The sequence below is a fragment of the Pseudomonas nitroreducens TX1 genome (assembly GCF_000313755.1).
Classification (GTDB): domain Bacteria; phylum Pseudomonadota; class Gammaproteobacteria; order Pseudomonadales; family Pseudomonadaceae; genus Pseudomonas; species Pseudomonas nitroreducens_A.
The window spans coordinates 42,650-68,644 of record NZ_AMZB01000124.1; the positions used below are offsets into that span (position 1 = coordinate 42,650).

Here is a 25,995-nt window from a genome sequence, read left to right on the forward strand (position 1 = left end):
GTTCCTGCTTAATCGGTCGAAGAGGTGATGGCTTCAAATTCGGAGAAGTCGACGTCGCGCCACTGGCTGGACGGCACGTTGGCGAAAGCCAGCAGCGCCGGCAGATGGCTGACGAAGCGCTGGAAGCCGTGGTCGCCGCCGGACTCGATGCGCAGCGCCCCGGCCCGGTAATAACGCTCGGCGGCGCGGTAGTCGAGGGTTTCGTCGGCGGTCTGCAGCCACACCTGGTAGCGCGATCCGTCGGTAGGTGCGGGGACTTCCAGTTCCGCCAGCGCGGCGACGTGGTCAAGGGTCAGCTCCCAGGTCTCGCCGCTGTAGTAGTTGGTCTGCGGGCCGAGTTGGCCGTCGAACAGCCGGTGCGGGGCCACGGCCGGGTTGATCAGCACCGCCTTCAGGCCATGGCGCTCGGCCAGGTAAGTCGAATAGTAGCCGCCCAGGGAGCTGCCGATCAGCAGCGGCTGGCCCAGTTCGGCAACGGCGGCCTCCAACTGCACCATGGCTTTGCGCGGATGGTGATGCAGCGCAGGTACGCGCACCTGATCGGCCAGGCCCAGGCGCTCCATGGCCGCCATGAACTGGCGCGCCTTGTGCGAGCCGGGCGAACTGTTGAATCCGTGGATATAGAGGAATGCGGTCATGGGCCGGGAGGCTACAAGCTGCAAGTGGCATGCCGCAAGTGGGTCAGCGTCGCAAGGCGTTCGAAGCGTGACCGATCAATAGCCCTTGATGCTGTAGTCGACTTCGAACGCGATGTCGGTCACCCGCGAAACGCCGGTTTCCACTCCCCCGTCGGGCAGCAGGCGCAACCACCGGTAGCCAGGCGCGGGGCTGTCGACGCAGAAGTCCTCGCTGCCCGGTGTGAACTGCACGCAGGTCGAGGGCGAGGCCAGCAGGCGCACGTCACCGCGCAGGCGGTCGATTTCCTGGTGCACGTGCCCCCAGAGCAGGCAGCGCACGTTCGGGTAGCGGTCGAGCACGGCGAACAACCGCTCCGGGTTGTAGATGCCGATACGGTCCATCCACTGACTGCCGATAGGCACCGGATGGTGGTGGAAACTGATCAGCAGGTGCTTGTCCGGCGCGGCCTGAATGGCGCGCTCCAGCAACTGGATCTGTTCGATGCTCATCTGCCCCGGCACCGCGCCGGGGATGGTGGAATCCAGCAGGATCACACGCCACGCGCCCAGGTCGATCACCGGGTCGAGCAGGTCGGTACCGGCGGCGACTTCGCGCATGGGCTGCATTTCGTCGTGATTGCCGGGAAACCAGCGGATGGGCGCGGAAATCGGCGCGGTGATGGCGCGAAAGCGCTGGTACGACTCCACCGAGCCATCCTGGGAGAGATCACCCGTGGCCAGCACCAGGTCGATCGCCGGCTGCTCCTCGCCGACCAGGCGCACGACCTGCGTCAGGCTATCGGCGGTATCCATGCCCAGCAGCCGGCCGTTCTCTTGCGCGAACAGGTGGCTGTCGGAAAGCTGGACGACCAGGACGGAATCGGAAGCGGTGGGCTGGGTGGGCAAAACGCCTTCTCCTGTGAGGCGGGCGTGCGGGAATTCGTGACGAAGTATGGTGACAGGCGCCCCCCTGAGCAAACCGGGAAAGCGTCACAGATCACAGTTAGGGACACGAGTCTGCGATGGGCGGGCAGGATATCACGCGCCGCCATGCCATTTGGCCATCATCGAGATATCAGCGTTGCAGCACCGGCTCGAGTTCGTGGCCGCAGGACAGGCAGTGGCTCAGCCATTCGCCGAGGAACTGGTTGAGCTGGTTCTTCTCGTCCGGCTGGTGCATCGCCTGGTTCGGGTAGGGATAGATCGCCAGCAGGCGGCGCGCCTGCTCGGCGCCGACCACTTCGGCCATGCGCGCGTCGTGGTACACCCGCACTTCCAGCCTGGGCGCCGGCAGCCAGGGCAGGCCCAGTTCCTGGCGCACCTGCAGTACGGTGGTGTACGGGCAGGCTTCGATCACATCCAGCGCCAGCACGCCGAGCAGCCGCTCGCCTTCGCTGAGCGCCACACGGCGTGAGACCTGGGCCTCGCGCATTTCCGGCAACAGGCGCATCAGGCGCAAGTAGTTCGCCTCGCAGGTCGCCTGCAACCCCGCCAGGTCGACGCGATAGCGCTCGCGCAGCAGATTCACACCCATAACCCCCTTACCTCGGCGCGGTTCAGCGCCAGCCATTGCAGGGCGAGCATGCTCGCCGCGTTGTTGATGCGGCCGTCACGCACGGCCTGCAGTGCTTCCTCGAAAGGCATGACATGGACGCGGATGTCCTCGCCCTCTTCTTCGAGGCCATGGATACCCGAGGCATTGCTGCTGTCGCAGCGGCCGACGAACAGGTGGACCAGTTCGTTGCTGCCGCCGGGCGATGGCAGGTACTGCGCAATCGGCCAGAGCGCGCCGAGGGTCAGGCCGGCTTCTTCCACCGCTTCGCGGCGGGCGACCTCCTCGGGCTCCTCGTCCTTGTCGATCAGCCCGGCCACCAGTTCCATCAACCAGGGATTGACCCCGGCGTCCATGGCGCCGACGCGGAACTGCTCGATCAGCACCACTTCATCGCGCTGTGGATCGTAGGGCAATACGCACACGGCATCGTGGCGCACGAACAGCTCGCGCTTGAGCACCGGCCCCATGCCGCCGGCAAACTGGCGGTGGCGCAGGTGCAGGCGGTCGACCTTGTAGAAGCCCTTGAAGCACTGCTCGCGCTTCTGGATCTCGATGTCCTGGGGGCCTGGCTTGAACGTTTCCGACATCCCGTTCCTACTCCCGTTCCTACTGACTGTACGTTGAACTTCGCGCCATCCTATCGCGCCGCCGAGGCTCACGCAGCCTCTTTTGCCAGCAGGCGAATGGCCAGATGGGCTGTGACCGCCGCACGCAGCCGCGGTTCGCAAAGTGGTTCATAATCCACCGCCGAACCGGCAGCGCCAGTGGCGGTCGAACCACTCCATTGCCGGCGAATGTCCACGACAAGGAATCCCATGCGACTTCTGAAACTAGCAGCCCTTTGCGGCATCAGCCTGTTACTGGGGGCCTGCCAGGGTCTGTTCAAGCCCGCGCTCGACGAACCGCTGACCGCGCAACACACCGCCTTCGAACACGCCAAGCCGGATTGCCAGGGCGATCAATGCCCGCTGTTCAATCTCGACACCGTCAGCTTCGACGACGAACCGGCGCTCAACGAAGCGATCAACGGGCAACTGTTGCAACTGGCCCGCGAAGGCGACGGCGCGATCCTCGCGAACCTGGAGGTCTACGAGAAGCGCTTCCTCGATTCGGCCGAGCCGGGCTGGAGCAGTTACCTGCAGGCCAAGATCCGCGAACAGCATGACGGTCTGGTGATCATCGAGCTGTCCAGCTATCGCTTCACCGGCGGCGAGTACGGCCAGCCCGGCCGCGCGTTCATCAATTATGATCGACGCCTTCACAAAGTGCTCAGCCTGCAGGACATTCTCCTGCCCGGCCAGGAGGACAACTTCTGGAAGGTGGCACGCATGGCGCACCAGGCGTGGATTCTGCAGAACAAGCTGGACGAGCAGGACCCGAACTTCTCGAAGGACTGGCCGTTCCAGCCGACCGAGCACTTCGCCCTCACCTACGGCGCCATGACGCTGAAGTACGACATCGACCGCATCGCCCCGCACTCGGTCGGACACCCGGAGCTGAAGATTCCGTATCCGCGCCTGAATGGCATCGTGAAGACCTATTACTTCCCGGGGCGCGGTGCGCAGTAGATCAGCGCTGGAATTGCCGGCGAATCATCGCGGACGAAGGCCGCTCCTACGCCAGGTTTCAGCATGTGCGTAGGAGCAACTGTCTTTCACCGAAACTTCGTGTCTGACGTTTCCCTTTCCCTAGCCCTCTCCCTGAAGGTAGAGGGGACTGACCGGCATCAAGCGGAGCACTGAGCCGACCGGCGACACCGCACTGCGCCCTCTCCGTTCAGGGAGAGGGCGGGCCTTGGCGCGATACTTCAGGTAGGAACAACTGTCTTCTTGTGAGGTCGTGTCTGCGATTTTCCCTCTCCCCAGCCCTGGCTGCGCGCCCCGCTCCGAAGGGAGAGGGAGCTGCCCGTGCCGGCTGACGTCAAGGTGTCATGCTGCGCCGTACGGTCCCCTCTCCCGCTTGCGGGAGAGGGTTAGGGAGAGGGCTTTCGGGCTCGTGGAGCGGACTCATCTGCGATTACCTGCCCCCGTTTGGCGCAGGGCCTGCCTCAGGCCGAAGCCGGCACCTTCGCCCCACCCCGCCCCAGCAGCAGCTGCAGCACGCCCGCCACGACCAATGCCGGCAGGGTCGCGCCCAGGTCCGGCTGGTAATTCGCTAGCAGGTGGTAGACCGCCACGCCACCGGCCCAGGCCAGCAGCGAACCCCAGCGCAGGCCATGGGGAATGGCGGCCGGCGCGCGACGGCGCAGGACGAAGTGGTCCACCAGCACCACGCCGAACAGCGGGGCGAATACCGAGCCGATCAGCAGCAGGAAGTTCTGGTACTGCGCCAGCGGCGCGAACCAGGCGATCAGGGTGCAGATCACGCCGATGGCCAGCGCCAGGTGCTCGACCTTGAGCGGCAGCAGGAGGCCGCTGGACACCGCCGCCGAGTGGATGTCGGCGAAGGCCTTCTCCGATTCGTCCAGCAGGATCAGCAGCAGCGGGATGCCCATGCCGGCGCCGGCCAGTGCCAGCAGCAGCGCGTTGGCGTCGCTGCCCTCGGCGAAGGCCAGGGTGTAGGCCACACCCAGACCCATCAGCCAGAAGCAGCCGATGAAGAAGCCCAGCGCGGCGCCGCCGAAGGTGTGCCCGGCGCGCTTGCCGAAGCGCGAGTAATCGGCAATCAGCGGCAACCAGGACAGCGGCATGGCGATGGCGATATCAAAGCCCACGGCGAACGGCATCGAACCGTCGCCAGCCTTGGCCCAGAGCGCGGCCAGGTCGGCGCGCTGGAACAGGTCGAAGGTCAGCCAGATACAGGCGGCGATCAACAGCCAGATACCCCAGCGGCGCAGCACGCGGCGAACGAAGGCGAGCGGCCCGCTGACTGCCAGCAAGGTCGCCAGGGCGCCGAACACCAGGGTCCAGAGTGCCGGGCTGGTCCAGCCGCTGCCGTCGCCAAAGGCGCGGCCCGCCAGCAGGCTGGCGGCATCGCGCATGACGATGATCTCGAAGGCGCCCCAGCCCACCAATTGCAGCAGGTTGAGCAGCGCCGGCAGCGCGGCGCCGCGGCTACCCAGGCTCAGCTTGAGCGAGGCCATGGCCGCCAGGCCGGTGTCGGTGCCGATCACCCCGGCACTGGCCAGCAGCAGCACGCCGACCAGGGTGCCCAGCAGAATCGCACCCAGCGCACCGGCCAGGCCCAGGCCCGGCGCCAGCAATGCGCCGGTCTGCAGCACCATCAGGCCGATGCCCAGGGAGAACCAGAGGGAAAATACATCGCGCAGGCCGAGCACGCGCTGGGCGGTGTCGACGGCGACGGTGGGGGAATAGTTGGTGGCGGTGGTGGTCACGATGCGTGCAGGGCTCGAAGTTGGATTGAATGTTGTTGTTTTCGCAGGTGCGAGCTTGCTCGCGAACGGTGCCCGCCGCCAGCTCCGCAGTTGGGCTGTTCGCGAGCAAGCTCGCTCCTACAAGTCTGCCCACCCTTGTCGTCAAGGGTGAGCACGACCGGTCATACCTGCTTGTAGATCACCGAGCCTTCTTCCTTGAAGCGCGCGGACTGCTGCTGGAACCCGGCCTCGATGGCTTTCTGCTCATCGGTGAGGCCGTTCTCCTTGGCGTAGTCGCGGACTTCCTGGGTGATCTTCATGGAGCAGAACTTCGGCCCGCACATGGAGCAGAAGTGCGCCACCTTGGCCGAGTCCTTGGGCAGCGTCTCGTCGTGGAAGGCGCGGGCGGTGTCCGGGTCCAGGCCAAGGTTGAACTGGTCTTCCCAGCGGAACTCGAAGCGCGCCTTCGACAGCGCGTTGTCACGGATCTGCGCGCCCGGATGGCCCTTGGCAAGATCGGCGGCGTGCGCGGCGATCTTGTAGGTGATGATGCCGGTCTTCACGTCATCCTTGTTCGGCAGGCCCAGGTGTTCCTTGGGGGTGACGTAGCAGAGCATGGCACAGCCGTACCAGCCGATCATCGCCGCGCCGATGCCGGAGGTGATGTGGTCGTAGCCCGGCGCGATGTCGGTGGTCAGGGGGCCGAGGGTGTAGAACGGCGCCTCGTCGCAGCACTCCAGCTGCTTCTCCATGTTCTCCTTGATCAGGTGCATCGGTACGTGGCCGGGGCCTTCGATCAGTACCTGGACGTCATGCTTCCAGGCGATGCGGGTCAGCTCGCCAAGCGTCTCCAGCTCCCCGAACTGCGCGGCGTCGTTGGCGTCGGCCACCGAGCCCGGACGCAGGCCATCGCCCAGCGAGAAGCTGACGTCGTAGGCCTTCATGATTTCGCAGATCTCTTCGAAATGCGTATAGAGGAAGTTCTCCTGGTGATGGGCCAGGCACCACTTGGCCATGATCGAGCCGCCGCGGGAAACGATGCCGGTGACGCGCTTGGCAGTCAGCGGCACGTAGCGCAGCAGCACGCCGGCGTGGATGGTGAAGTAGTCCACGCCCTGCTCGGCCTGTTCGATCAGGGTGTCGCGGAAGATTTCCCAGGTCAGGTCCTCGGCGATGCCGTTGACCTTCTCCAGCGCCTGGTAGATCGGCACGGTGCCGATGGGCACCGGGCTGTTGCGCAGGATCCACTCGCGGGTTTCGTGGATGTGCTTGCCGGTGGACAGGTCCATCACCGTGTCGGCGCCCCAGCGGATGCCCCAGGTGAGCTTCTCCACTTCTTCCTCGATGGAGGAACCCAGCGCGCTGTTGCCGATGTTGCCGTTGATCTTCACCAGGAAGTTGCGGCCGATGATCATCGGCTCCAGTTCGGTGTGATTGATGTTCGCCGGGATGATCGCACGGCCGCGGGCCACTTCCTCGCGGACGAACTCGGGGGTGATTTCCTTCGGGATGCTGGCGCCGAAGCTCTGGCCCGGATGCTGGGCATCGAGCAGGCCGGCGGCGCGGGCTTCCTGCAGCTTCATGTTCTCGCGGATGGCGATGTATTCCATCTCCGGGGTGATGATGCCCTGGCGCGCGTAGTGCATCTGCGTGACGTTCTTGCCAGCCTTGGCGCGGCGCGGGGTGCGCACGTGGGCGAAGCGCAGGGCGTCGAGGCTGGGGTCGGCCAGGCGCGACTGGCCGAACTCGGAGGTCAGGCCGGGGAGGATCTCGGTGTCGCCGCGCTCGTCGATCCAGCGCGAGCGCACGTCCGGCAGGCCCTTGCGCAGGTCGATGCGCACGTCCGGGTCGGTGTAGGGGCCGGAGGTGTCGTAGACCATCACCGGGGCGTTCTTCTCACCGCCGAAGGCAGTGGGAGTGTCGGCGAGGGAGATTTCCCGCACGGGGACGCGGATGTCCGGGCGCGAGCCGGTCAGGTAGACCTTCTTCGAATTCGGAAAGGGCTGGGTCGACTGGCGGTCGAGCTGTTCAAGGCGGGTGACGTTGTTTTTCTGGGTGCTCATCCTGGCTCTCCTGGGGTGATTGCCGGGGAGAACCTGGGACGAGAGGAGCTGCTTGCCGCAGCGAAGGGACGCACCCCGGGAAGGGCTGGGGCCGGGGCGGAATGCGCCGCGGGATGCGTACTTCTTGTTCCCTACGCGGGTCTTAACCCGATCAGGTTCAACGGGATCCGGAACTATCCGATCTCAGCCCCTCGCAATGGGGCACCCCGACAAGAACGTCCGCAGTCTAATCAAGTGCGCGCGGATTAGCCAACGCCGTCCGGCCGAAACGCGCAATTACCTACACACAGCTACACTCCTGCCTCGAAGGGCTCGTACGAACGTGCCTTGACCGCCATCGGCGGCAACCGTAGCCTTGCTCCACCTCGCATCACTTTCCAGGATGAACGAATGCTGCGCAGACTCTCTCTGGCTGTCGCTGTAGCCGCAACGACAGGCTTTGCCTGGGCTGCCCAGCCCGCTCCGGCCGCTCCAATGCTGCCCTCCAAGACGGACCTTATCAGCGTCTATAAAGATGCCGTCGACAACAACGCCGACCTCGCCGCCGCCCAGGCCGACTTCCTGGCGCGCAAGGAAGCCGTGCCCCAGGCACGTTCCGGCCTGCTGCCGCAGATCAATGCGGGCGCCAGCACGGGCAGCACCCGCACTTCGCTGGACACCCCCAGCGCTACGCTGAACCGCAACACCCAGCTGGTCCAGGCGAGCCTGAGCCAGCCGCTGTTCCGCGCGGACCGCTGGTTCCAGCTCAAGGCCGCGGAAAACACCACCGAACAGGCCCAGTTGGAATTCTCCGCAACCCAACAGCAGTTGATCCTGCAGACCGCCCAGACCTACTTCGGCGTATTGCGTGCCCAGGACAACCTGGCCGCCAGCAAGGCCGAGGAAGCGGCGTTCAAGCGCCAGCTCGACCAGTCCAACGAACGCTTCGACGTCGGCCTCTCCGACAAGACCGACGTGCTCGAATCCCAGGCCAGCTACGACACCGCGCGGGCCAACCGCCTGGTGGCCGAACAGCAGGTGGATGACGCCTTCCAGGCCCTGGTGACCCTGACCAACCGCGAGTACAGCTCCATCGAGGGCATCCTCCACTCGTTGCCGGTCGTCGCGCCGGTCCCCAACGACGCCAAGGCCTGGGTGGACACCTCGGTCCAGCAGAACCTGCGCCTGCAGGCCAGCAACTACGCGGTCGACGCCGCCGAAGAAACCCTGCGCCAGCGCAAGGCCGGCCACCTGCCGACCGTGGACGCCGTGGCCCAGTACCAGAAGGGCGACAACGATGCCCTGGGCTTCGCCAACACCGGGCAGCCGGGCGAGCCGCACTACGGCAAGTACGTCGACCAGACCAGCATCGGCCTGCAGCTGAACGTACCGATCTACAGCGGCGGCCTGACCAGTTCCCAGGTCCGTGAGGCCTACCAGCGCCTGAACCAGAGCGAGCAGCTGCGCGAAAGCCAGCGCCGCCAGGTGGTGCAGGACGCCCGCAACCAGCACCGCGCGGTGAACACCGACGTCGAACAGGTGAAGGCGCGTCGCCAGGCGATCATCTCCAACCAGAGCTCGCTGGAAGCCACCGAGATCGGTTACCAGGTGGGTACCCGCAACATCGTCGACGTACTGGACGCCCAGCGTTCGCTGTACAACTCGGTGCGCGACTACAACAACACCCGCTACGATTACATACTCGACAACCTGAGCCTCAAGCAGACCGCCGGCACCCTCGCGCCGAGCGACTTGGAGGCACTGGGCGCCTACCTGAAGCCGGACTACAACCCGGACAAGGATTTCCTGCCGCCGGACCTGGCCAAGGCCGCCGAGGCGCAGCTCAAGTCCAAGCCCCAGTACTGATCCGGCCCCATGAAAAAGCCCCGCGATGCGGGGCTTTTTTGCTCATGTCGATAGCTCGGCGAAGCGAACCCGATCGTCCAACACCAACGCCAGACCTTCCCCGTGGCTCAGTCGCGATATCCCGGCGATACCCGGTCCAGCATCCGCAGAAGCGCACTCCACGCCAGGTCGTAGCCATCCGGGTCGCTCAACTCGCCTTCCGCCAGCGGCCGCGCCGGGGCGTTGAATTGTTGCTCGGTATGGCGGCACACCTCCTGCGGCGGGATCACCAGCTCGCCGCCCGCCTGGGCCGCCAGCTGGATGTCGCAGGCCTTCTCCAGGTAGTACATGCGCAGGAACGCCTGCTGCACCGTCTGTCCTACGGTCAGCAGGCCGTGGTTGCGCAGCATCAGGCCGAAGTGATCGCCGAGGTCGCGCACCAGGCGCTCCTGCTCGTCCATCGACAGGGCGATGCCTTCGTAGTCGTGGTAGCCGATGCGCCCGTAGAACTCCAGGGATATCTGGTTCAGCGGCAGCAGCCCGCAAGCCTGCGCCGCCACCGCGCAGCCGGCGCGGGTATGGGTGTGCAGCACGCACTGCGCGTCTTCGCGAGCGCCGTGGATGGCGCTGTGGATCACGAAGCCGGCCGGGTTGACCTTGTAGGGCGACGGCTCCACGGCGCGGCCGCTGAGGTCGATCTTCACCAGGCTGGAGGCGGTGATCTCGTCGAACATCAGGCCATAGGGGTTGATCAGGAAATGGTGGTCGGGACCGGGGATGCGCACCGAGATGTGGGTGAAGATCAGGTCGGTCATGCGGTAATGCGCGATCAGGCGGTAGCAGGCCGCCAGCTCCTCGCGCAGCTTCCATTCCCCGGGCGAACAGGTGGCGCGGCTGGGCGCCTGCAGCGACGTCATGGTGCACTTCTCCTCAAGGCGGGAAGACGCCGAGGCACGGGCCCCGGCGTCACGGTCAGGTTCTGGTCATTGGGCAGCCCAGGCATTGAAGCGCTCTTCCAGCTCCTCCCCGTGGTCGACCCAGAACTCATCGTCCATCGCCAGGCCCTGGGGCAGGTTCTGCGTGGAGGTCGGCACCCAGCCGGCGAGGTCGGACGGCAGGCGCTCGGCGGCCTGCTTGTTGGTCGGACCATACGCAATGTGCCTCACGTAGTCGACCTGGGCATCGGGCTGGTTGGCAAAGGCGATGAAGCGCTTCGCCGCATCGACGTGCTGCGAGCCCTTGATGATCGCCCAGTAGTCCATGCCATACAGGCTGCCCGGCCAGACCAGTTGCAGGTTGCGCCCGCCCTTGTAGGCATCGGCGATACGTCCGGTGTAGGTGGTGGTCATCACCACGTCACCGGCAGCCAGCCACTGCGCCGGCTGTGCGCCGGCTTCCCACCACTGCACGTAGGGCTTGATCTGGTTGAGCTTGGCGAAGGCGCGGTCGACGCCGGCCTGGGTGCCCAGTTCCTTGTAGACATCGGCGGGCTTCACCCCGTCGGCCATCAGGGCAAACTCGAGGTTGTAGATGGCGCGCTTGCGCAGACCGCGCTTGCCGGGGAATTTCTGTACGTCCCAGAAATCCGCCCAGGACTGCGGCGCCGGCTTGAGCTTGTCGGCGTCATAAGCGATCGCCACGCCCCACACCAGGGCGGCGGAACCGCAGTCCTTGGCGGCATTGGCGATCAGCTGGTCCTTGCCGCCGATCTGCTGCCAGTCCAGCGGCACGAACAGGCCTTCGTCGCAGCCACGGGCCAGGTCCGGACCCTCGATCTGCACCACGTCCCAATCGGCATGGCCGGTGTCGGCCATCACCTTGATACGGGCCATTTCGCCGTTGTATTCGCTCTGGGTCACCCCGACCCCGGACTGCTTGCTGAACGGCTGGAAAAACGCCGCATCCTGCGCCTTCTGGCCGGCGCCGCCGTAGCCGACCACCACCATGTTCTCGGCGGCCTGGGCGGTGCCGCAGCAGAGCCCGAGGGCGAGCAGCAGCGGCGAGACGGCGGTCCTGAAGAAGGAGCGTTTGTGGCAGGTGTTGCGGTGAAAAGTCATCGAGCATACCCCCAGTCGTAGGTGGCCATGGGCGCAGCCGGGATGGCCGCGCACACGCTGGACGGGCGCGCCGAAACAACGTTGCAGGAAAGGCAGGGCAGAGAACTATCGATTGCCAGCGGGTGAGCCCGCCATGCGAGGGGGGACCGTACGGAACGGTTCATGCGCCTCTCCTCTTGTAGTTGTTGTGGAGCACGTCGCGGTGACCCCGGAATCGTCCGGAGCGGGATTGAAACTACTCAGTCACTTTTAAAAAAACAAGTTGATTTTTTACTTTCGGTAAATTTCCATAGGCGTAACTTAAGAACACTTTCCGACTCAGGAGAAGCCGCCGTGTCCCAGGTCCGCCACTTCCAGCAATCCGCCCTGCAGTTCCAGCCCTACGCTGGCCAGGACCTCGAAAGCGCCGCCATCTGCCGGCTGATCGGCCCGGCGGACAGCGAGACCATGGGGGCGGGCCTCGCCCGCTTCGACGGGGTCTCCATCGAGTGGACCGTGCTCTACGACGAACTGATCGTGGTACTGGAAGGCAACTTCCGCCTGCGCCTGGCCGACCAGGTGATCGACGCCAGGCCGGGCGACGTGATCTGGGTCCCCGAACGCACGCCGCTGGCCTACGAGGGTGAGAAAGCCTGCGTGTTCTACGCCCTCTACCCGGTGGACTGGCAGGCGCGCAACGCCTAGCCAGTCGACCGGCTGCGCGTCGGCGCAACGGCGTTGGAAACCGGCTCGGCATGCTCATTTACTGGAGTAAACTCCGCCGCCTCTCCGGTCTCCGCCTTGTTGCGCTCTAGCTCGCGCGGTCGATGTTTAGCGCTGTATTTACAACAAGAATCCGGAGTTGCCCGATGAGCCAGTTTCCCCACCTGTTCAGCCCGCTGCACATTCGCGGCAAAATGCTGAAGAACCGCATCATGTCCACCGGGCACGACACCTCGATGCCCACCGACAACCTGGTCAACGACCAGTTGGTGGCCTACCACACCGCCCGCGCCAAGGGCGGCGTCGGCCTGATCGTGCTGCAGGTCGCCGGCGTGCACGACAGCGCCCGCTACACCTCCCACGTGCTGATGGCCACCGACGACGCGTGCATTCCCGGCTACCGGCGCATCGCCGAGGCGTGCCACGCCGAAGGCACCGTGGTGCTGTCCCAGGTCTTCCACCCCGGCCGGGAGATCATGGAGTCCAGCGACGGCCTGCTGGCCGTGGCCTATGCGCCGTCCGCCTCGCCCAACGAACGTTTCCGGGTGATGCCCCGCGAGCTGAGCCAGGCGATGATCGACGAGATCGTCCAGGGTTATGCCGATGCCGCGCGACGCCTCCACGCCGCTGGCATCGACGGCGTGGAAGTGGTCGCCAGCCACGGCTACCTGCCGGCACAGTTCCTCAACCCGCGGGTGAACCGCCGCAGCGACGGCTACAACGGCGACCTCGACGCCCGCCTGCGCTTCACCCGGGAAGTGATCGCCGCCGTGCGCGCCGCCACCGACGAAGACTTCATCGTCGGCTTGCGCATCTCCGCCGACGAGCGCGACCCGGAAGGCCTGACCGAGGACGAGTCGCTGCAGGCGGTGAAATCCCTGCAGAACCAGCTGGACTACGTGCACATCGTCGCCGGCACCTCGGCATCGCTGGGCGGCGCCATCCACATCGTCCCGCCTATGGCCATCGAAGCGGCCTACCTGGCCAATGAAGCCGGCACCTTCAAGCGCAACCTGGAGATCCCGCTGTTCGTCACCGGGCGCATCAACCAGCCGCAGGAAGCCGAGCTGATCGTCGCCCGCGGCCAGGCCGATGTCTGCGGCATGACCCGCGCGCTGATCTGCGATCCGCAGATGCCGAGCAAGACCGAAAGCGGCCGCGTCGAGGACGTGCGCGCCTGCATCGCCTGTAACCAGGCCTGCATCGGCCACTTCCACCGCGGCTACCCGATCTCCTGCATCCAGCACCCGGAAACCGGCCGCGAGCTGATCTACGCCGAACGCCAGATGGCCATCCAGCGCAAGCGCGTGCTGGTGGTCGGCGGCGGGCCGGCCGGCATGAAGGCTGCCGCCGTCGCGGCGCAGCGCGGCCATGAGGTCACCCTCTGCGAAGCCAGTGGCCAGCTCGGTGGACAGGTCAACCTCGCCCAGCTGCTGCCGCGCCGCGCCGAATTCGGCGGCGCGTCCACCAACCTGCAGCGCGAGATGCAACTGGCCGGCGTCGAAGTGCGCCGCAACACCCGCGTCGACCGCGCGCTGGTCGAGCAGGAGCGTCCCGATGTGGTCATCGTCGCCACCGGCGCCAAGCCCTACCGCCCGCCCTACGAGGAGGCCGGTGAGCTGCAGGTGGTGGACGCCTGGCAGGTGCTGCGTGGCGAAGTGCAGCTCGGCCGCTCGGTGCTGGTCAGCGACTGGCGCGCCGACTGGATCGCCCCCGGCATCGCCGAGCGCCTGGTGCGCGACGGCCACCAGGTGCATCTGGCGGTGAACGGCACCCACGCCGGCGAGAGCCTGCCGCTCTACGTGCGCGACCACATGGCCGGCGAGCTGCACCGTCTGGGCATCACCATCACGCCTTACGCCCGCCTGTACGGCGTCGATGACAGCACCGTCTACCTGCAACACACCGCCAGCGGCGAGCCGATGCTGGTGGAAAACATCGACACCCTGGTGCTCTGCCAGGGCCACCAGCCGGTGGACGAGCTGGCCGACCAGATCGCCGACCTCGCCGAGGTCCGCCGCATCGGCGACTGCCTGGCGCCGCGCACGGCGGAGGAAGCGATCTACGAAGGGCTCAAGGCGGGTTGGGCGATCTGAGCCTTTTTTGTAGGAGCGAGCTTGCTCGCGAACCGCCCAGCGCCAAAGTCGCCGGAAGATTCGTTCGCGAGCAAGCTCGCTCCTACGAAGAGCAATCGGTCCACAGCCCCGGCGCATTGTTTAGAATGCCCCACGACGCCACTCGCCAGGACCCCTTCGCATGAGCCGCAAAGCCCCGCAGGAAGCCCCCGCCAACGCCGAAGCGCAGTTCCTCGGCACCCGCATTCGCGGCCTGCGCAAGCGGCGCGGCATGACCCTGGCGGAGCTGGCCGAGCAAAGCAGCCTCACCGCCGGCTACATCAGCCAGCTCGAACGCAACCTGGCCTATCCGTCGATCCCCGCGCTGTTCAACATCGCCCGCGCCCTGGGCGTGACCATCCAGTGGTTCTTCGCCAGCGAAGTGCAGGTCGACCCGGCCGACGCCGGCTACGTGGTGCGGCGCAACGCCCGTACCAGCGTGCATTACGAGGATGGCATCGTCGACGAACTGCTCAGCCCGCAGCCCAGCCGCCAGTTGGAAATCCTCCACTCGCGCTTCCCGCCGGGCACCTACAGTCAACAAAGCTACAGCCACGAGGGCGAGGAAGCCGGCTACCTGCTCAGCGGCACTTTCGAGCTCTGGGTGGGCGAGCGCTATTTCCTGCTCAATGAAGGCGACAGCTTCAGCTATTCCAGCCAGGAGCCGCACCGCTATGGCAACCCCGGGGATGTGGATGCCGTGGTGCTCTGGGTGATTACGCCGCCGACGTTCTGAAAGGAGGACACGTTGGCGCTAAAAGCTTGCCCAGAATGCTTAGGAAAACTATCGACGACAGCTCATAGCTGCCCAGATTGCGGTTTCGCCCCATTGAAATCCGCCTCCGAAATTTCTTCCTTGCAATCGCAGCAGGAGCATTTGCTGGTGGCAGTGCATTTGGATTGACTCGGAGATGGGACATTTGCTCATTGGAGCCGTGTACGCAGCGTTGTTTATGGTCTGGTGCCTGTGCCTAGCTCGAGTGACTCCGAAAAGACTACCCTCTCCCTAACCCTCTCCCTGAAGGGAGAGGGGACCGTTCGGCTTCAGGCGTAATACCGAGCCAGCCGGCAACTCCGTAAAGCTCCCTCTCCCTTCAGGGAGAGGGCTGGAAAGAGGGAAAATCCCCCGTTCCGAAGCCGATCAACCCTTGATCAGCCGCCCCAACCCATCCAGCAACCGCTGCAGCGCGCCCTGGTTGGCCTTCATCACGCCCAACCCGGCCTCAGCCATGCGCTTGGCAGCCGCAGGCTCGTCCCACAACGCCGCCACGGCCACCGCCAGCGAAGGCGCATCGACCACTTCCCGCAGCGCACCGACCTCGCTCAGTTGCGCGGCGATCTCCAAGAAGTTGAACAGGTGCGGCCCGGACAGTACCGGCTTGCCCAGCGCCGCCGGTTCCAGCAGGTTGTGCCCGCCATTGGGCACCAGGCTGCCGCCGACGAAGGCGACATCGGCCAGCGCATAGAGGAACAGCAGTTCGCCCATGGTATCGCCCAGCAGCACCTGGGTATCGGCCGTGACCGGCTCATCGATGGAGCGGCGCTGGGTGCGGAAACCCTCACGGGCGCACAGCTCGAACATCGGGTTGAAGCGCTCCGGGTGGCGCGGCACCAGGATCAGCAGCGCCTGCGGGTGTTTCTTCAGCAATTGGCGGTGGGCAGCGAGGATGATTTCGTCCTCCCCGGCGTGGGTGCTGGCGGCGATCCACACCGGACGTTGCTGCGCCTGCCACTGGGCGCGCAGCTCATCGGCGCGCGACAGCAACTCAGGGGCGATGGTCAGGTCGAACTTGATCGAACCGGTCACGCTCACGCAGTCCGGGCGGGCGCCGAGCTGGCGGAAGCGCTCGGCCTCGACCTCGGTCTGCACGGCAATCCAGCTCATCTCTTCCAGCATCGGCCGGGTCAGTCCGGCGAAGCGCGCATAACCGCGCGCCGAGCGCTCGGACAGCCGCGCATTGGCCAGCGCCACCGGGGTGCCGCGCTTGGCGCACTGGTGGATGTGGTTCGGCCACAGCTCGGTTTCCATGATCACACCCAGCACCGGCCGCGCGCGATCGAGAAAGCGCGACGCCGCCCAGGGCAGGTCATAGGGCAGGTAACAATGCTGCACCTGGTCGCCGAACATCGCGCGGATACGCTCGGAGCCTGTGGGCGTCATGCAGGTGACAGTGATCGGCAGGCCGGGATAGCGCTGCATCAGCGCGCGGATCATCGGCGCGGCGGCGATGCTTTCGCCCACCGACACCGCATGCACCCAGATGCCGCCAGGCTTGAGCGCCGGGAGGCCAAGGGCGAAGCGCTCGCCGACGCGCCGGGCATAGGCCGGCGCCTTGCGCGAACGCAGGAACAGGCGCAGCGCAACCAGCGGCAGGCCCAGGTGGAACAGCAGGGTATAGAGGGTCCGGTTCATGGCGGCGGAGAGTAGCAAATTAGCGGGCTTGGCCGCCGCACAATCCTGACTGGCGCAGCGTTTCTGTAGGAGCGAGCTTGCTCGCGAACCGCTTGACGTCGGAGCGGCCGGGAAATCCTGTTCGCGAGCAAGCTCGCTCCCACGAAGAGCCAATCAAACGGGCGAAGCGAGATGCTCGGCGAAGCACTCGCCCAACCAGTTGGCCGCCGGGCCCAGCGGCTCGTCGCGGCGCCACACCAGCTCCACCACCAGCGGCGGCGGGGTCCAGTCGCTGGCCAGCTCCACCAGCAGCGGCTGGTAAGCCGGGTACTGGGCGACGTGGGTCGGCAACCAGGCCCAGCCGAGGTCGCGCATCAGCAGTTCGGCCATGGCGTAGAAACTGTCGGCGCGCCACACCAGCGGGCTGATCTGCTCGCCGCCGGGGTAGTGGCTGTCCTGCGGCGCCATCAGCAACTGACGGTGCCTTGCCAGCTCGCGGCGGTCCGCGTAGTCGAGTCTGGCCAACTCGTGGCCGGCGCCGCAAACGGTAACCATCTCGATGGTGCCCAGGCGCTGCCGCTCCAGCGCTGCCGGCATGCCCTCATGGTGGAACAGCAGCCCGAGGTCGGCGCGGCGCTCCAGCAGCTTGCGCGCCACGTCGCCCTGGGCACTGCTGGAAAGCTGCACCTCCACCGTCGGGAACTCCTGCGCCAACGCCTGCAGGCCGGAGAGCACAGGCTGGTAAGGCATCGCCTCGTCCTGCGCCAGCCGCAACAAAGGCTCGGTGCCGCGCACCAGGGACAGCGCGCGGCTTTCCAGGCGCTCGCACTGGCGCAGCACTTCGCGAGCCTCATCGAGCAGCGCCCTGCCCTCGCCGGTCAGCACCGGCTGGCGGCCGCTGCTGCGCTCGAACAGGGTCACGCCCAGGTCGCTCTCCAGCAGTGCGATGGACGAACTCACTGCAGACTGCACGCGCTTGAGCTGCCGCGCAGCGGCGGAAAAAGACGACTGGTCGGCGACGCTGACGAACAGGCGCAACTGGTCCAGGTTCCATTGCATAACCTATCTCCATAGCAGATAGGCAATGACTTTATCCCATCACCAACAGGACTAGAATGGGCGCCAGAATCGAACGTCAGCTGCGTGTCGCTCATACCGAGCGGCGTGTCGTTCCGGGGAGCACCCACCATGCCCGGCTATCTCTACCTCGCCATCGCCATCGTCGCCGAAGTCATCGCTACCGCCTCGCTGAAATCGGTGAAGGGCCTGTCCACGCCGCTGCCGCTGATGCTGGTGATCGTCGGCTACGCCATTTCCTTCTGGATGCTTACCCTGGTAGTGCGCAGCATACCGGTGGGCATCGCCTACGCCATCTGGGCCGGCCTGGGTATCGTGCTGGTCAGCATTGCGGCCCTGGTGCTCTACCAGCAGAAGCTCGATACCCCGGCCATTCTCGGCATGGGCATGATCGTCAGCGGTGTCGTCGTCATCCAGTTGTTCTCCCGCACCGCCGGTCACTGACGCGGCACCGGCGCGCGGCCTGCTGCCGCGCGTCAACGGGTTATACTGCGCGCCTTGTTTTCCCCTTCGAGGCGCTTTCATGTCCGAATCCCTGAGCACCGACATCCTCATCGTCGGCGGCGGCATCGCCGGTCTCTGGCTCAATGCGCGTCTGCGGCGCGCCGGCTTTTCCACCGTGCTGGTGGAGAACACCGCGCTGGGCGGCGTGCAGAGCATGCGCTCGCAGGGAATCATCCATGGCGGTACCAAGTACGCCCTGCACGGCGCGCTGACCGGCGCCTCCGAAGCCATCGCCGACATGCCCGCGCTGTGGCGCGACTGCCTGGCTGGCACCGGCGAAGTGGACCTGCGCGGCGTACGTGTGCTCTCCGACGACCATTACCTGTGGTCCCCCGGCGGCCTGGCCGGCAACCTCACCAGCTTCTTCGCCAGCAAGGCGGTGCGCAGCCGCGTAGCCCAGGTGAAAGGCAGCGACCTGCCGCCAGCGCTGCAGGACAAGGCCTTCAAGGGCAAGGCCTATCGCCTCACCGAACTGGTGCTGGACGTTCCCAGCCTGATCGCCCGCCTGGCCGAGCTGGCCGGCGATAGCCTGCTGGCCGGCGAGCGCATCGAAGCGCTGCGCGAGGGCGACAAGCTGGTCGGGCTGCGCGTGGATGGCCGCGAGGTCCGCGCCCAGCGCGTGGTGCTCAGTGCCGGCGCCGGCAACGAGGCGCTGCTGCGCGAACTGGGCCTGGAGCGCCCGGAGATGCAGCGCCGTCCGCTGCACATGGTGCTGGTCACCGCGCCGACCCTGAAACCGCTGTACGCCCACTGCCTGGGCGGCGGGCCGAAACCCCGCGTCACCGTCACCACCCACCCGCTGAGCAATGGCGACTGGGTCTGGTACCTGGGCGGCGATATCGCCGAAGCCGGCGGCGTGGCGCGCAATGAGGCCGAGCAGATCGCCGAGGCGCAACGCGAACTGCACAAGCTGGTGCCCTGGATCGACCTTTCCGCCGCGCGCTGGGCCACTCTGCGCGTGGACCGTGCCGAGCCCTCGCAGAACAACCTGCTGCGACCGGACAGCGCGTTCCTTGCCGAGGACGGCGCGTTGCTGGTCGGCTGGCCGACCAAGCTGGCCCTGGCGCCGAACTTCGCCGACCGCGTGCTGGAGTCCCTGGAGAAGAGCGGCATTCGTCCGCAGGCGAGCGCTGCCTTGCCCGCCCTGCCGCGCCCGGCCCTGGCCCGCCCGGTGTGGGAGGAGCTGCTCGGATGAGGACCCTGCATCACCTGCATCGCCCGCTGGGCAGCACCGGCCTGAACGTATCGCCGCTGGGCCTGGGCACCGTGAAGCTTGGCCGCGACCAGGGCGTGAAGTACCCCGAGGGCTTCCGCATCCCCGATGACCGCGAGGCCGCCGACCTGATCGCACTGGCCCGCGACCTGGGCATCAACCTGATCGACACCGCGCCGGCCTATGGCCGCAGCGAGGAACGTCTCGGTCCGCTGCTGCGCGGCCAGCGCGATGCGTGGGTGATCGTCAGCAAGACCGGCGAGGAGTTCGTCGACGGCCAGTCGCACTTCGATTTCAGCGCCGTCCACACGCGTCGCTCGGTGGAGCGCAGCCTGCAGCGCCTGGAGACCGATTACATCGACCTGGTGCTGGTGCATTCCGATGGCAATGACCTGGACATCCTGCGCGGCACCGAGGTCTACGCGACCCTGGAACAGCTGAAGAAGGAAGGGCTGATCCGTGGCTTCGGCTTCTCCGGCAAGACCGCCGATGGCGGGCTTCTCGCGCTGGAGCGCGGCGATTGCGCCATGGTGACCTACAACCTCAACGAGCAGACGGAAAAACCGGTGATCGACTATGCCCAGGCCCATGGCCGCGGCATCCTGATCAAGAAGGCCCTGGCCAGCGGCCATGCCACCCTCGCCCCTGGCGTCGACCCGGTGCGCGCCAGTTTCGAGCTGGTGCTGGGTCATCCCGGCGTCGCCAGTGCCATCGTCGGCACCATCAATCCGCTGCACCTTGCCCACAACGTGAAGATCGCCGCCGAGGTCATCGACCGCTGATCGGCGGTCATGTGGATTGCGTATTCCTGTGCCATGCTCCAACTCCGCCGGAGAAAACCGGTGGCACAGAAACTGTCGCCAGCCGGCGATTCCCACGCAAAAGCCTCGGAATCGCCCAGCCTTTCAGGGAAAAATCCGGAAATCCTTTCGATTTTCGATGACACCAGGAGAGGTGTCAGGCTGTCCAGGTTGTAGCGACCCTGCAATGAATGATCGGCCGGACTGTCTCCATCAGATGGTCAGCGTTCGCGTCGGCGCCGCTTTCTGACCCGGCACGCGCCCGCGCAACCCGGTGCCCAGTACGACCAAGGCCCTGTGACAGAAGGAAGCCCCTATGCCCCGTACGCTCGCCCGCAAGGACCCGACCGCCTTCAAGACCCTGCCGCTGCTGGTGCAAGCCAGCGCGGAAGGTCTCGCCTACCAGACCCTCGGCAAGCCCCTGAACTTCGCCCAGGTCCTGGAAAAGCGCCGCCCTATCGAGATCAACGAAACCGAGCGCTTCGACGCTGAACTGGCCAACCTCGGCGTGTCAGTGCGACTGACCCTGAACTATCAGGGGCGCGATCACTGGATCCTGGTGCGCCAGCGCCGCCAGGACCGTGGCGACACGGTGCTCAAGCTGATTTCCGGCTACGTGCCGGCCCACGAGCTGAACCTGCCGCTGCTCACCGCGATCCAGGAAGTGGCTGAGGAATGCCTGGTGGAAACCGCCGACGGCTGGCTCGGCGGACGCTTCGGTGATACCTGGCTGCCGACCCCCTACGAAGGCATCCTGCGTTACCGCGAGACCAGCCACTTCTCGCTGACGCCGCTGTCCGGCGCTGCCCGTCCGGTTCAGGCGGGCGCGCTGCGTCTGCTGGAGCGTCCGCAGGCCTATGTGCACCTGCCGACGGCCTCGCTGCAGCTGGTCTATGACCTGCGCATGGAGCTGCCCAAGGACGCACGCGAAGTCAGCCTGTTCCATGTCGACGAGAAACTCGAGAGCGGCCCGCTGGTGGCGCGGCTTGACCGCCGGCGTCCGGACCTCTACCTGCTGCCGCTGGAGCACGGCCGGCCCAGCGGCGAGCTCTACACCCTGAGCAAGGGCGAACTGTGCAAGGCTGGCACCCGTGGCCTGTGGCTGTCGGAAAGTTTCGCCGAGCAGGACGGCTGGCTGGTGCGCGAAGAGCGCATCCGATTCCGCGAATGGATGGAGCAGTGGCCGCCCGCCGCCGGCAATGCCGGCAGCGGGCGGCGCACGGCCTGAGGCCGCCAACGTGATCTGATCACTCCGGCCTGACGGCTGGTTTGGGACAGATGCCGCATCCTGAAGCTCTGCGCGGGGTTCTGCCCTCTCCCCCGCCCTCTCCCTGAAGGGAGAGGGAGCTGTCCGTACCGGCTGATGCCAAGGTTTCATCCTGCACCGAACGGTCCCCTCTCCCTTCAGGGAGAGGGTTAGGGAGAGGGGCTCTTGCCGGGCAACGGATATCGCAGGGTGCTTGCGTCACTTCAACTGACTGGAACTCTTGCCCAGCAACCGCCGCGCCACGATCAGCAGTTGGATCTGCTGGGTGCCTTCGAAGATGTCGAGAATCTTCGAATCCCGCGCCCATTTCTCCAGCAAGTTCTCTTCCCCATAGCCCAGCGCGCCGGCCAGCTCGACGCATTTGAGCGTCACCTCGTTGGCCACCCGCCCGGCCTTGGCCTTGGCGATGGAGGCCTCCTTGGAGTTGGGCAGGCGGTTGTCTGCCATCCAGGCGGCTTTCAGGGTCAGCAGGCGCGCGGCCTCCCATTCGGCTTCCAGCCGGTACAACGTGGCTTCGGCATGGCTGGCGGTCAGCAACGGCTGGCGATAATCGAAGCGGCAACCGGCCTTCTTCAGCAGTTCGCGGGTGCGATCCAGCGAGGCCTTGGCCACGCCGATGGCCATGGCGGCCACCAGCGGACGGGTGTTGTCGAAGGTTTCCATTACCCCGGCAAAGCCCTTCTGCACATCGATCTCGGCGTTGCCCAGCAAGTTGGCAGCCGGCACCCGACAGTCGGTGAAGCTGATGGACGCGGTGTCCGACGCCTTGATGCCGAGCTTCTTCTCCAGGCGGGTGACGGTCATGCCCGGCGTGCCCTTCTCCACCACGAAAGACTTGATCGCCGCGCGGCCCAGGCTCTTGTCCAGGGTCGCCCAGACCACCACCGCGTCGGCGCGGGCGCCGGAGGTGACGAAGATCTTCTCGCCATTGAGCACATAGTGATCGCCATCGCGGGTGGCGGTGGTGCGAATCGCCGCCGAGTCCGAGCCGCAGCCCGGTTCGGTAATGGCCATGGCCGCCCAGGTGCCGGAGAAGCGCTTGAGCTGCTCCTCGTTGGCCACTGCGGCGATGGCCGCATTGCCCAGGCCCTGGCGCGGCATGGCCAGCAGCAGGCCGGTGTCGCCCCAGCACATTTCCATCACACCCAGGCAGGCGGAGAGGTTGCCGCCGTTCTTCACGCCCTCCTCCGCGCCGGCCTTGCGCTTGCTGGCCGAAGTGGCGCCAACGGCGTCCGGCGAGCCGGCGTTCATGCCGTCCAGCAACGCGGCCAGCAGGTCCAGTTCCTTGGGATAGGCGTGCTCGGCCTTGTCGTACTTCCGCGATATCGGTCGCAGGTAGTTCTCCGCCACCTGTCGGGCCTGGTTCTGCAAGGTGCGGAATTTCTTCGGTGTCTCGAGGTACATGGAAGGCTCCTAAGCGGAGCTCATCGCGTCGCGAGCGAAGCGCAGCCAAGGCGGAAACGGACGAGGAAGCGGAGTTTACAGTTGTAAATGAGCATTCCGAGTTCGTTTCCAACGCCGGCTGGGCGAGCGCAGCAGCGATGAGCCCGCGTTACAGGTGTAGACCGCCGGCCATCAAACTGACGGCGCGCAGGTCGCGGTACCAGCGCTCGGCCGGGTGTTCCTGGGTGAAACCATGGCCGCCGAGCAGTTGCACCGCGTCGGTGCCGATCTTCATCGCCTTCTCGGCGCAGAGCAGCTTCGCCAGGTAGGCCTCGCGGTGAAACGCCAGCCCGCGTTCAGCCAGCGCGCAGGCGCGCCAGACCATCAGGCGCATGGCGTCCAGCTCGACGGCGATGTCCGCGACCATGAAGGCCACGCCCTGGCGATGGCTGATCGGCTCCCCGAAGGCCTCGCGCTCGTTGCAGTAGGTGATCACGTAATCGAGTGCTGACTGCCCCGTGCCGACGGCCAGCGCACACCAGGCCAGCACGGTGTGATCGAGGAAGGCCTGGTAGTCGAAGCGCTCCGCCGCCAGCCGCTGTTCGGCCGGCACCTTCACGCTCTTGAAGCGCACCCGCGCCGTGCCAGTGGCTTTCAGGCCCATGGCCGGCTCGGCGCGCACCTCGACGCCTTTGGCGCGGGTGTCGACCAGGAACAGCGCCGGGCCGTCGCCGGCATCCGCCGCGACAATCAACTTCTGCGCATCGACGCCGCGCACGACCAGGCACTTCTCGCCGGACAGCGTGTACGTCGAACCACGCTTGCGCGCCTTGGTGGACAAGCGTTGCGGATCGGCCAGCAATTGCGGCTCGGTCACCGCGATGGCAATCAGCGGCGCCGCCTCTTCACCGACAAAGGCCGGCAGCCAGCGTGCCTGTTGCTCCGGCGAGGCCCAGCGGCGAATGCAATTGGCCGCCGACAGCGGCACCAGCAGCGCGGCGGCCAGACTCAGGTCGCCTCGGGCGAGGGATTCGGCAATCAGGGCATTGGTCACCACGGTGCGCTCGCCGGCCATGCCGCCGTGCACTTCGCTGACGCCGTAATGGGTCAGGCCCAGCTCCTGCGCCTGGGCCAGCAGTTCCAGGCTGAGGTTGGCCTTGGCGTCGGCCTCATGGGCAGCCGGGCGCAATACTTCGGCGGCGAAGCCTTCGAGCATCTCCACCAGCATCTGCTGCTCATCGGACAGGGACAGGTCGAACAACCCGTCCGGGTCAGCCTTGCGCGGGGTCTTGGGTTGCTTGGCGGCGCGCTCGCTGGCCAGCCGGAAGCCGGTGCGGCTGCCGCTGTAGAGCAGGCGTTCGAAGGGCTTGCGCAGCTTGAGTCGATCCGGCCAGTCGGCCTGGGCGACACGATTCAACACGGCCAGGGCACGGCCCTGCACGTCGGTGGTCATGGCATCTCGCTCCGCGGAGGGTGGATGCCGCGATCATGCGCTGCAAAATGCCGCAGGGACCATGACCGCTTTGCCGCTGGTCACTGGCAGAGCGGTCAGTGCATCGCCACAAACAAAAAGGGCGCTACCCGGTAGCGCCCTTTCTGGGGAGGAGAGGATCAGCCCTGATGGCGGATCTTCTCGACGATGGCCGTGGTGGAGCTGTTTTCCACCAGGCCCAACACGCGGACTTCGCCGCCGTAGGCCCTGACGATGTCGGCGCCGACCACCTGCTCGACGCCGTAGTCGCCGCCCTTCACCAGCACGTCCGGGCGGACTTCGGTGAGCAGGCGCTCGGGGGTGTCTTCGGCGAAGCTGACGACCCAGTCCACCGCACCGAGGCCGGCCAATACGGCCATGCGGCGGTCGACGCTGTTGATCGGGCGGCCCGGGCCCTTGAGGCGGGTCACCGAGGCGTCGTCATTGGTGGCGACGATCAGGCGGTCGCCCTGGGCGCGGGCCTGTTCCAGGTAAGTCACGTGGCCGGCGTGGAGGATATCGAAGCAGCCGTTGGTGAAGACGATCTTCTCACCATGGGCGCGCGCATCCTCGATGGCCAGCAGCAGTTGGTCGAGGCTCAGCACGCCACGCTCGGAGCCCTGTTCGCGCTGCACGGCGCGACGCAGTTCCGGGGCGCTGATGGCGGCGGTGCCGAGCTTGCCGACGACGATGCCGGCGGCCAGGTTGGCCAGGGCTACGGCCTGCGGCAGCTCCTCACCGGCCGCTATGGCGCCGGCCAGGGTGGATATCACGGTGTCGCCGGCGCCGGTGACATCGAACACTTCGCGAGCGCGGGCCGGCAGGTGAAGGGCGTTGTGACCGGGGCGCAGCAGGGTCATGCCGTGCTCGCCACGGGTGACCAGCAATGCACCGAGTTCCAGCTCGGTCATCAGTTGCTGGCCCTTGGCGACCAGGTCGGATTCGTCGGTGCAGCGGCCGACGATGGCTTCGAATTCGGAGAGGTTCGGGGTGATCAGGCTGGCGCCGCGGTAGATGGCGAAGTCCTTGCCCTTGGGATCGGCCAGCACCGGGATGTTGCGCTGGCGGGCAGCCTGGATCAGTTGCTGGTGGTTTTTCAGCGCGCCCTTGCCGTAGTCGGAGAGCACCAGTACCCGGACGTTATCCAGCAGCGCCTCGACGTCGGCGGACAGCGCCACGGCGTCGGTGCGGAAGGCTTCTTCGAAGTCCACGCGCAGCAGTTGCTGGTGGCGGCTCATGACCCGCAGCTTGACGATAGTCGGCTGGCCGGCGATGCGCTGGAAGCGGGTGGTCACGCCCACCGCCTTGAGGCTGTCGGTCAGACTGTCGGCGGCTTCGTCGACGCCAGTGACGCCAACCAGAAAGGCCGGCGCGCCGAGGGCGGCGAGGTTGAGCGCGACGTTGGCGGCGCCGCCGGGGCGGTCCTCATGCTGCTCGACCCGCACCACGGGCACCGGCGCCTCGGGCGAGATGCGCGAGGTCGCGCCGTGCCAGTAGCGGTCGAGCATCACGTCGCCTACCACCAGCACGGGGGCCTGATCGAATCGGGGCATGGTCAATTTCATGGGAACTCCGCAGGTCGAAATCGCCGCGGATAATACCATAGCCGCCCAGTGCGACTTGCGCCGGGCACCGGGCGGTCA

23 protein-coding genes and 1 riboswitch are annotated in these 25,995 nt (G+C 66.4%); of the genes, 9 read left to right on the forward strand and 14 right to left on the reverse strand.

Going from position 1 to position 25,995, the window contains the following annotated elements; genetic code table 11:
* Nucleotides 1-8: 8 nt before the first annotated feature.
* The 5 genes from C167_RS0121770 to C167_RS34595 all read right to left on the reverse strand — a co-directional run bounded on the left by C167_RS0121770 (nucleotide 9) and on the right by C167_RS34595 (nucleotide 2,989).
* Complete coding sequence (locus C167_RS0121770; RefSeq protein ID WP_017520420.1) at nucleotides 9-638, reverse strand: YqiA/YcfP family alpha/beta fold hydrolase; 630 nt, start codon at nucleotides 636-638, stop codon at nucleotides 9-11.
* 75 nt (nucleotides 639-713) lie between these two features.
* A complete protein-coding gene (cpdA, locus tag C167_RS0121775) occupies nucleotides 714-1,523 on the reverse strand; it encodes a 3',5'-cyclic-AMP phosphodiesterase (protein ID WP_017520421.1) in 810 nt (269 codons plus the stop codon).
* A 169-nt stretch (nucleotides 1,524-1,692) separates the two neighbouring features.
* Entirely contained in the window at nucleotides 1,693-2,151 is a 459-nt protein-coding gene (locus C167_RS0121780) for a DUF1249 domain-containing protein (RefSeq protein ID WP_017520422.1), read from the reverse strand.
* Nucleotides 2,142-2,759, reverse strand: a complete 618-nt coding sequence (locus C167_RS0121785) for an NUDIX domain-containing protein (RefSeq protein WP_017520423.1) — start codon at nucleotides 2,757-2,759, stop codon at nucleotides 2,142-2,144. The genes C167_RS0121780 and C167_RS0121785 overlap by 10 nt, the downstream gene beginning before the upstream one ends.
* 68 nt (nucleotides 2,760-2,827) lie before the next feature.
* Entirely contained in the window at nucleotides 2,828-2,989 is a 162-nt protein-coding gene (locus tag C167_RS34595) for a hypothetical protein (protein ID WP_157791863.1), read from the reverse strand.
* Between C167_RS34595 and C167_RS0121790 the strand changes: the two genes are divergently transcribed.
* The gene (locus C167_RS0121790) at nucleotides 2,988-3,740 is read left to right on the forward strand and encodes an RsiV family protein (protein WP_017520424.1); all 753 of its coding nucleotides are present in this window, start codon (nucleotides 2,988-2,990) and stop codon (nucleotides 3,738-3,740) included. The two genes, C167_RS34595 and C167_RS0121790, sit on opposite strands and share 2 nt — an antisense overlap.
* A 479-nt stretch (nucleotides 3,741-4,219) precedes the next feature.
* Here C167_RS0121790 and cytX read toward each other — a convergent pair whose 3' ends face one another.
* Together cytX and thiC are read right to left on the reverse strand one after the other, a co-directional pair.
* Entirely contained in the window at nucleotides 4,220-5,506 is a 1,287-nt protein-coding gene (gene cytX, locus C167_RS0121795; protein WP_017520425.1) for a putative hydroxymethylpyrimidine transporter CytX, read from the reverse strand.
* 161 nt (nucleotides 5,507-5,667) lie between these two features.
* Nucleotides 5,668-7,548: a phosphomethylpyrimidine synthase ThiC gene (gene thiC / locus C167_RS0121800; protein ID WP_017520426.1), complete on the reverse strand. Its 1,881-nt coding sequence runs from the start codon at nucleotides 7,546-7,548 to the stop codon at nucleotides 5,668-5,670.
* Between the two features lie 111 nt (nucleotides 7,549-7,659).
* Nucleotides 7,660-7,767, reverse strand: a riboswitch (TPP riboswitch).
* Between the two features lie 171 nt (nucleotides 7,768-7,938).
* On the opposite strand from thiC, the gene C167_RS0121805 reads away from it, so the two are divergent.
* Nucleotides 7,939-9,393, forward strand: a complete 1,455-nt coding sequence (locus C167_RS0121805) for a TolC family outer membrane protein (RefSeq protein WP_026079200.1) — start codon at nucleotides 7,939-7,941, stop codon at nucleotides 9,391-9,393.
* Between the two features lie 107 nt (nucleotides 9,394-9,500).
* On the opposite strand, the gene C167_RS0121810 is transcribed toward C167_RS0121805, so the two are convergent.
* Together C167_RS0121810 and C167_RS0121815 are read right to left on the reverse strand one after the other, a co-directional pair.
* On the reverse strand, nucleotides 9,501-10,289 hold the full coding sequence (locus C167_RS0121810) for a class II aldolase/adducin family protein (protein WP_017520428.1): 789 nt from the start codon (nucleotides 10,287-10,289) through the stop codon (nucleotides 9,501-9,503).
* A 66-nt stretch (nucleotides 10,290-10,355) separates the two neighbouring features.
* Complete coding sequence (locus C167_RS0121815; RefSeq protein ID WP_017520429.1) at nucleotides 10,356-11,429, reverse strand: ABC transporter substrate-binding protein; 1,074 nt, start codon at nucleotides 11,427-11,429, stop codon at nucleotides 10,356-10,358.
* Nucleotides 11,430-11,762: 333 nt separating this feature from the next.
* On the opposite strand from C167_RS0121815, the gene C167_RS0121820 reads away from it, so the two are divergent.
* The 3 genes from C167_RS0121820 to C167_RS0121830 all read left to right on the forward strand — a co-directional run bounded on the left by C167_RS0121820 (nucleotide 11,763) and on the right by C167_RS0121830 (nucleotide 14,981).
* A complete protein-coding gene (locus tag C167_RS0121820) occupies nucleotides 11,763-12,113 on the forward strand; it encodes an AraC family ligand binding domain-containing protein (RefSeq protein ID WP_017520430.1) in 351 nt (116 codons plus the stop codon).
* Between the two features lie 164 nt (nucleotides 12,114-12,277).
* A complete protein-coding gene (locus tag C167_RS0121825; protein WP_017520431.1) occupies nucleotides 12,278-14,227 on the forward strand; it encodes an FAD-dependent oxidoreductase in 1,950 nt (649 codons plus the stop codon).
* 160 nt (nucleotides 14,228-14,387) lie between these two features.
* Complete coding sequence (locus tag C167_RS0121830) at nucleotides 14,388-14,981, forward strand: helix-turn-helix domain-containing protein (RefSeq protein WP_017520432.1); 594 nt, start codon at nucleotides 14,388-14,390, stop codon at nucleotides 14,979-14,981.
* 405 nt (nucleotides 14,982-15,386) lie between these two features.
* Here C167_RS0121830 and waaA read toward each other — a convergent pair whose 3' ends face one another.
* Both waaA and C167_RS0121840 read right to left on the reverse strand, forming a co-directional pair.
* Nucleotides 15,387-16,658, reverse strand: a complete 1,272-nt coding sequence (gene waaA, locus C167_RS0121835; protein WP_026079201.1) for a lipid IV(A) 3-deoxy-D-manno-octulosonic acid transferase — start codon at nucleotides 16,656-16,658, stop codon at nucleotides 15,387-15,389.
* A gap of 153 nt (nucleotides 16,659-16,811) precedes the next feature.
* A complete protein-coding gene (locus C167_RS0121840; RefSeq protein ID WP_017520434.1) occupies nucleotides 16,812-17,696 on the reverse strand; it encodes a LysR family transcriptional regulator in 885 nt (294 codons plus the stop codon).
* Nucleotides 17,697-17,825: 129 nt separating this feature from the next.
* Here C167_RS0121840 and C167_RS0121845 point away from each other — a divergent pair, with 129 nt between their 5' ends.
* The 4 genes from C167_RS0121845 to C167_RS0121860 all read left to right on the forward strand — a co-directional run bounded on the left by C167_RS0121845 (nucleotide 17,826) and on the right by C167_RS0121860 (nucleotide 21,459).
* Nucleotides 17,826-18,158 carry a DMT family transporter gene (locus tag C167_RS0121845; protein WP_017520435.1) on the forward strand — a complete coding sequence of 111 codons (333 nt, stop codon included), beginning with the start codon at nucleotides 17,826-17,828 and terminating at the stop codon, nucleotides 18,156-18,158.
* Between the two features lie 79 nt (nucleotides 18,159-18,237).
* Nucleotides 18,238-19,413, forward strand: coding sequence for an NAD(P)/FAD-dependent oxidoreductase (locus C167_RS0121850; protein ID WP_017520436.1), 1,176 nt, complete (start codon nucleotides 18,238-18,240; stop codon nucleotides 19,411-19,413).
* The gene (locus C167_RS0121855; RefSeq protein WP_017520437.1) at nucleotides 19,410-20,213 is read left to right on the forward strand and encodes an aldo/keto reductase; all 804 of its coding nucleotides are present in this window, start codon (nucleotides 19,410-19,412) and stop codon (nucleotides 20,211-20,213) included. Before C167_RS0121850 ends, C167_RS0121855 begins: the two co-directional genes overlap by 4 nt.
* A 334-nt stretch (nucleotides 20,214-20,547) precedes the next feature.
* A complete protein-coding gene (locus C167_RS0121860; RefSeq protein WP_017520438.1) occupies nucleotides 20,548-21,459 on the forward strand; it encodes a cation transport ATPase in 912 nt (303 codons plus the stop codon).
* Nucleotides 21,460-21,696: 237 nt separating this feature from the next.
* On the opposite strand, the gene C167_RS0121865 is transcribed toward C167_RS0121860, so the two are convergent.
* The 3 genes from C167_RS0121865 to hldE all read right to left on the reverse strand — a co-directional run bounded on the left by C167_RS0121865 (nucleotide 21,697) and on the right by hldE (nucleotide 25,917).
* The gene (locus C167_RS0121865; RefSeq protein WP_017520439.1) at nucleotides 21,697-22,902 is read right to left on the reverse strand and encodes an acyl-CoA dehydrogenase family protein; all 1,206 of its coding nucleotides are present in this window, start codon (nucleotides 22,900-22,902) and stop codon (nucleotides 21,697-21,699) included.
* 148 nt (nucleotides 22,903-23,050) lie between these two features.
* Nucleotides 23,051-24,334, reverse strand: coding sequence for an acyl-CoA dehydrogenase family protein (locus C167_RS0121870; protein ID WP_017520440.1), 1,284 nt, complete (start codon nucleotides 24,332-24,334; stop codon nucleotides 23,051-23,053).
* A 158-nt stretch (nucleotides 24,335-24,492) separates the two neighbouring features.
* Nucleotides 24,493-25,917, reverse strand: coding sequence for a bifunctional D-glycero-beta-D-manno-heptose-7-phosphate kinase/D-glycero-beta-D-manno-heptose 1-phosphate adenylyltransferase HldE (gene hldE / locus C167_RS0121875; protein WP_026079202.1), 1,425 nt, complete (start codon nucleotides 25,915-25,917; stop codon nucleotides 24,493-24,495).
* Nucleotides 25,918-25,995 lie beyond the last annotated feature (78 nt).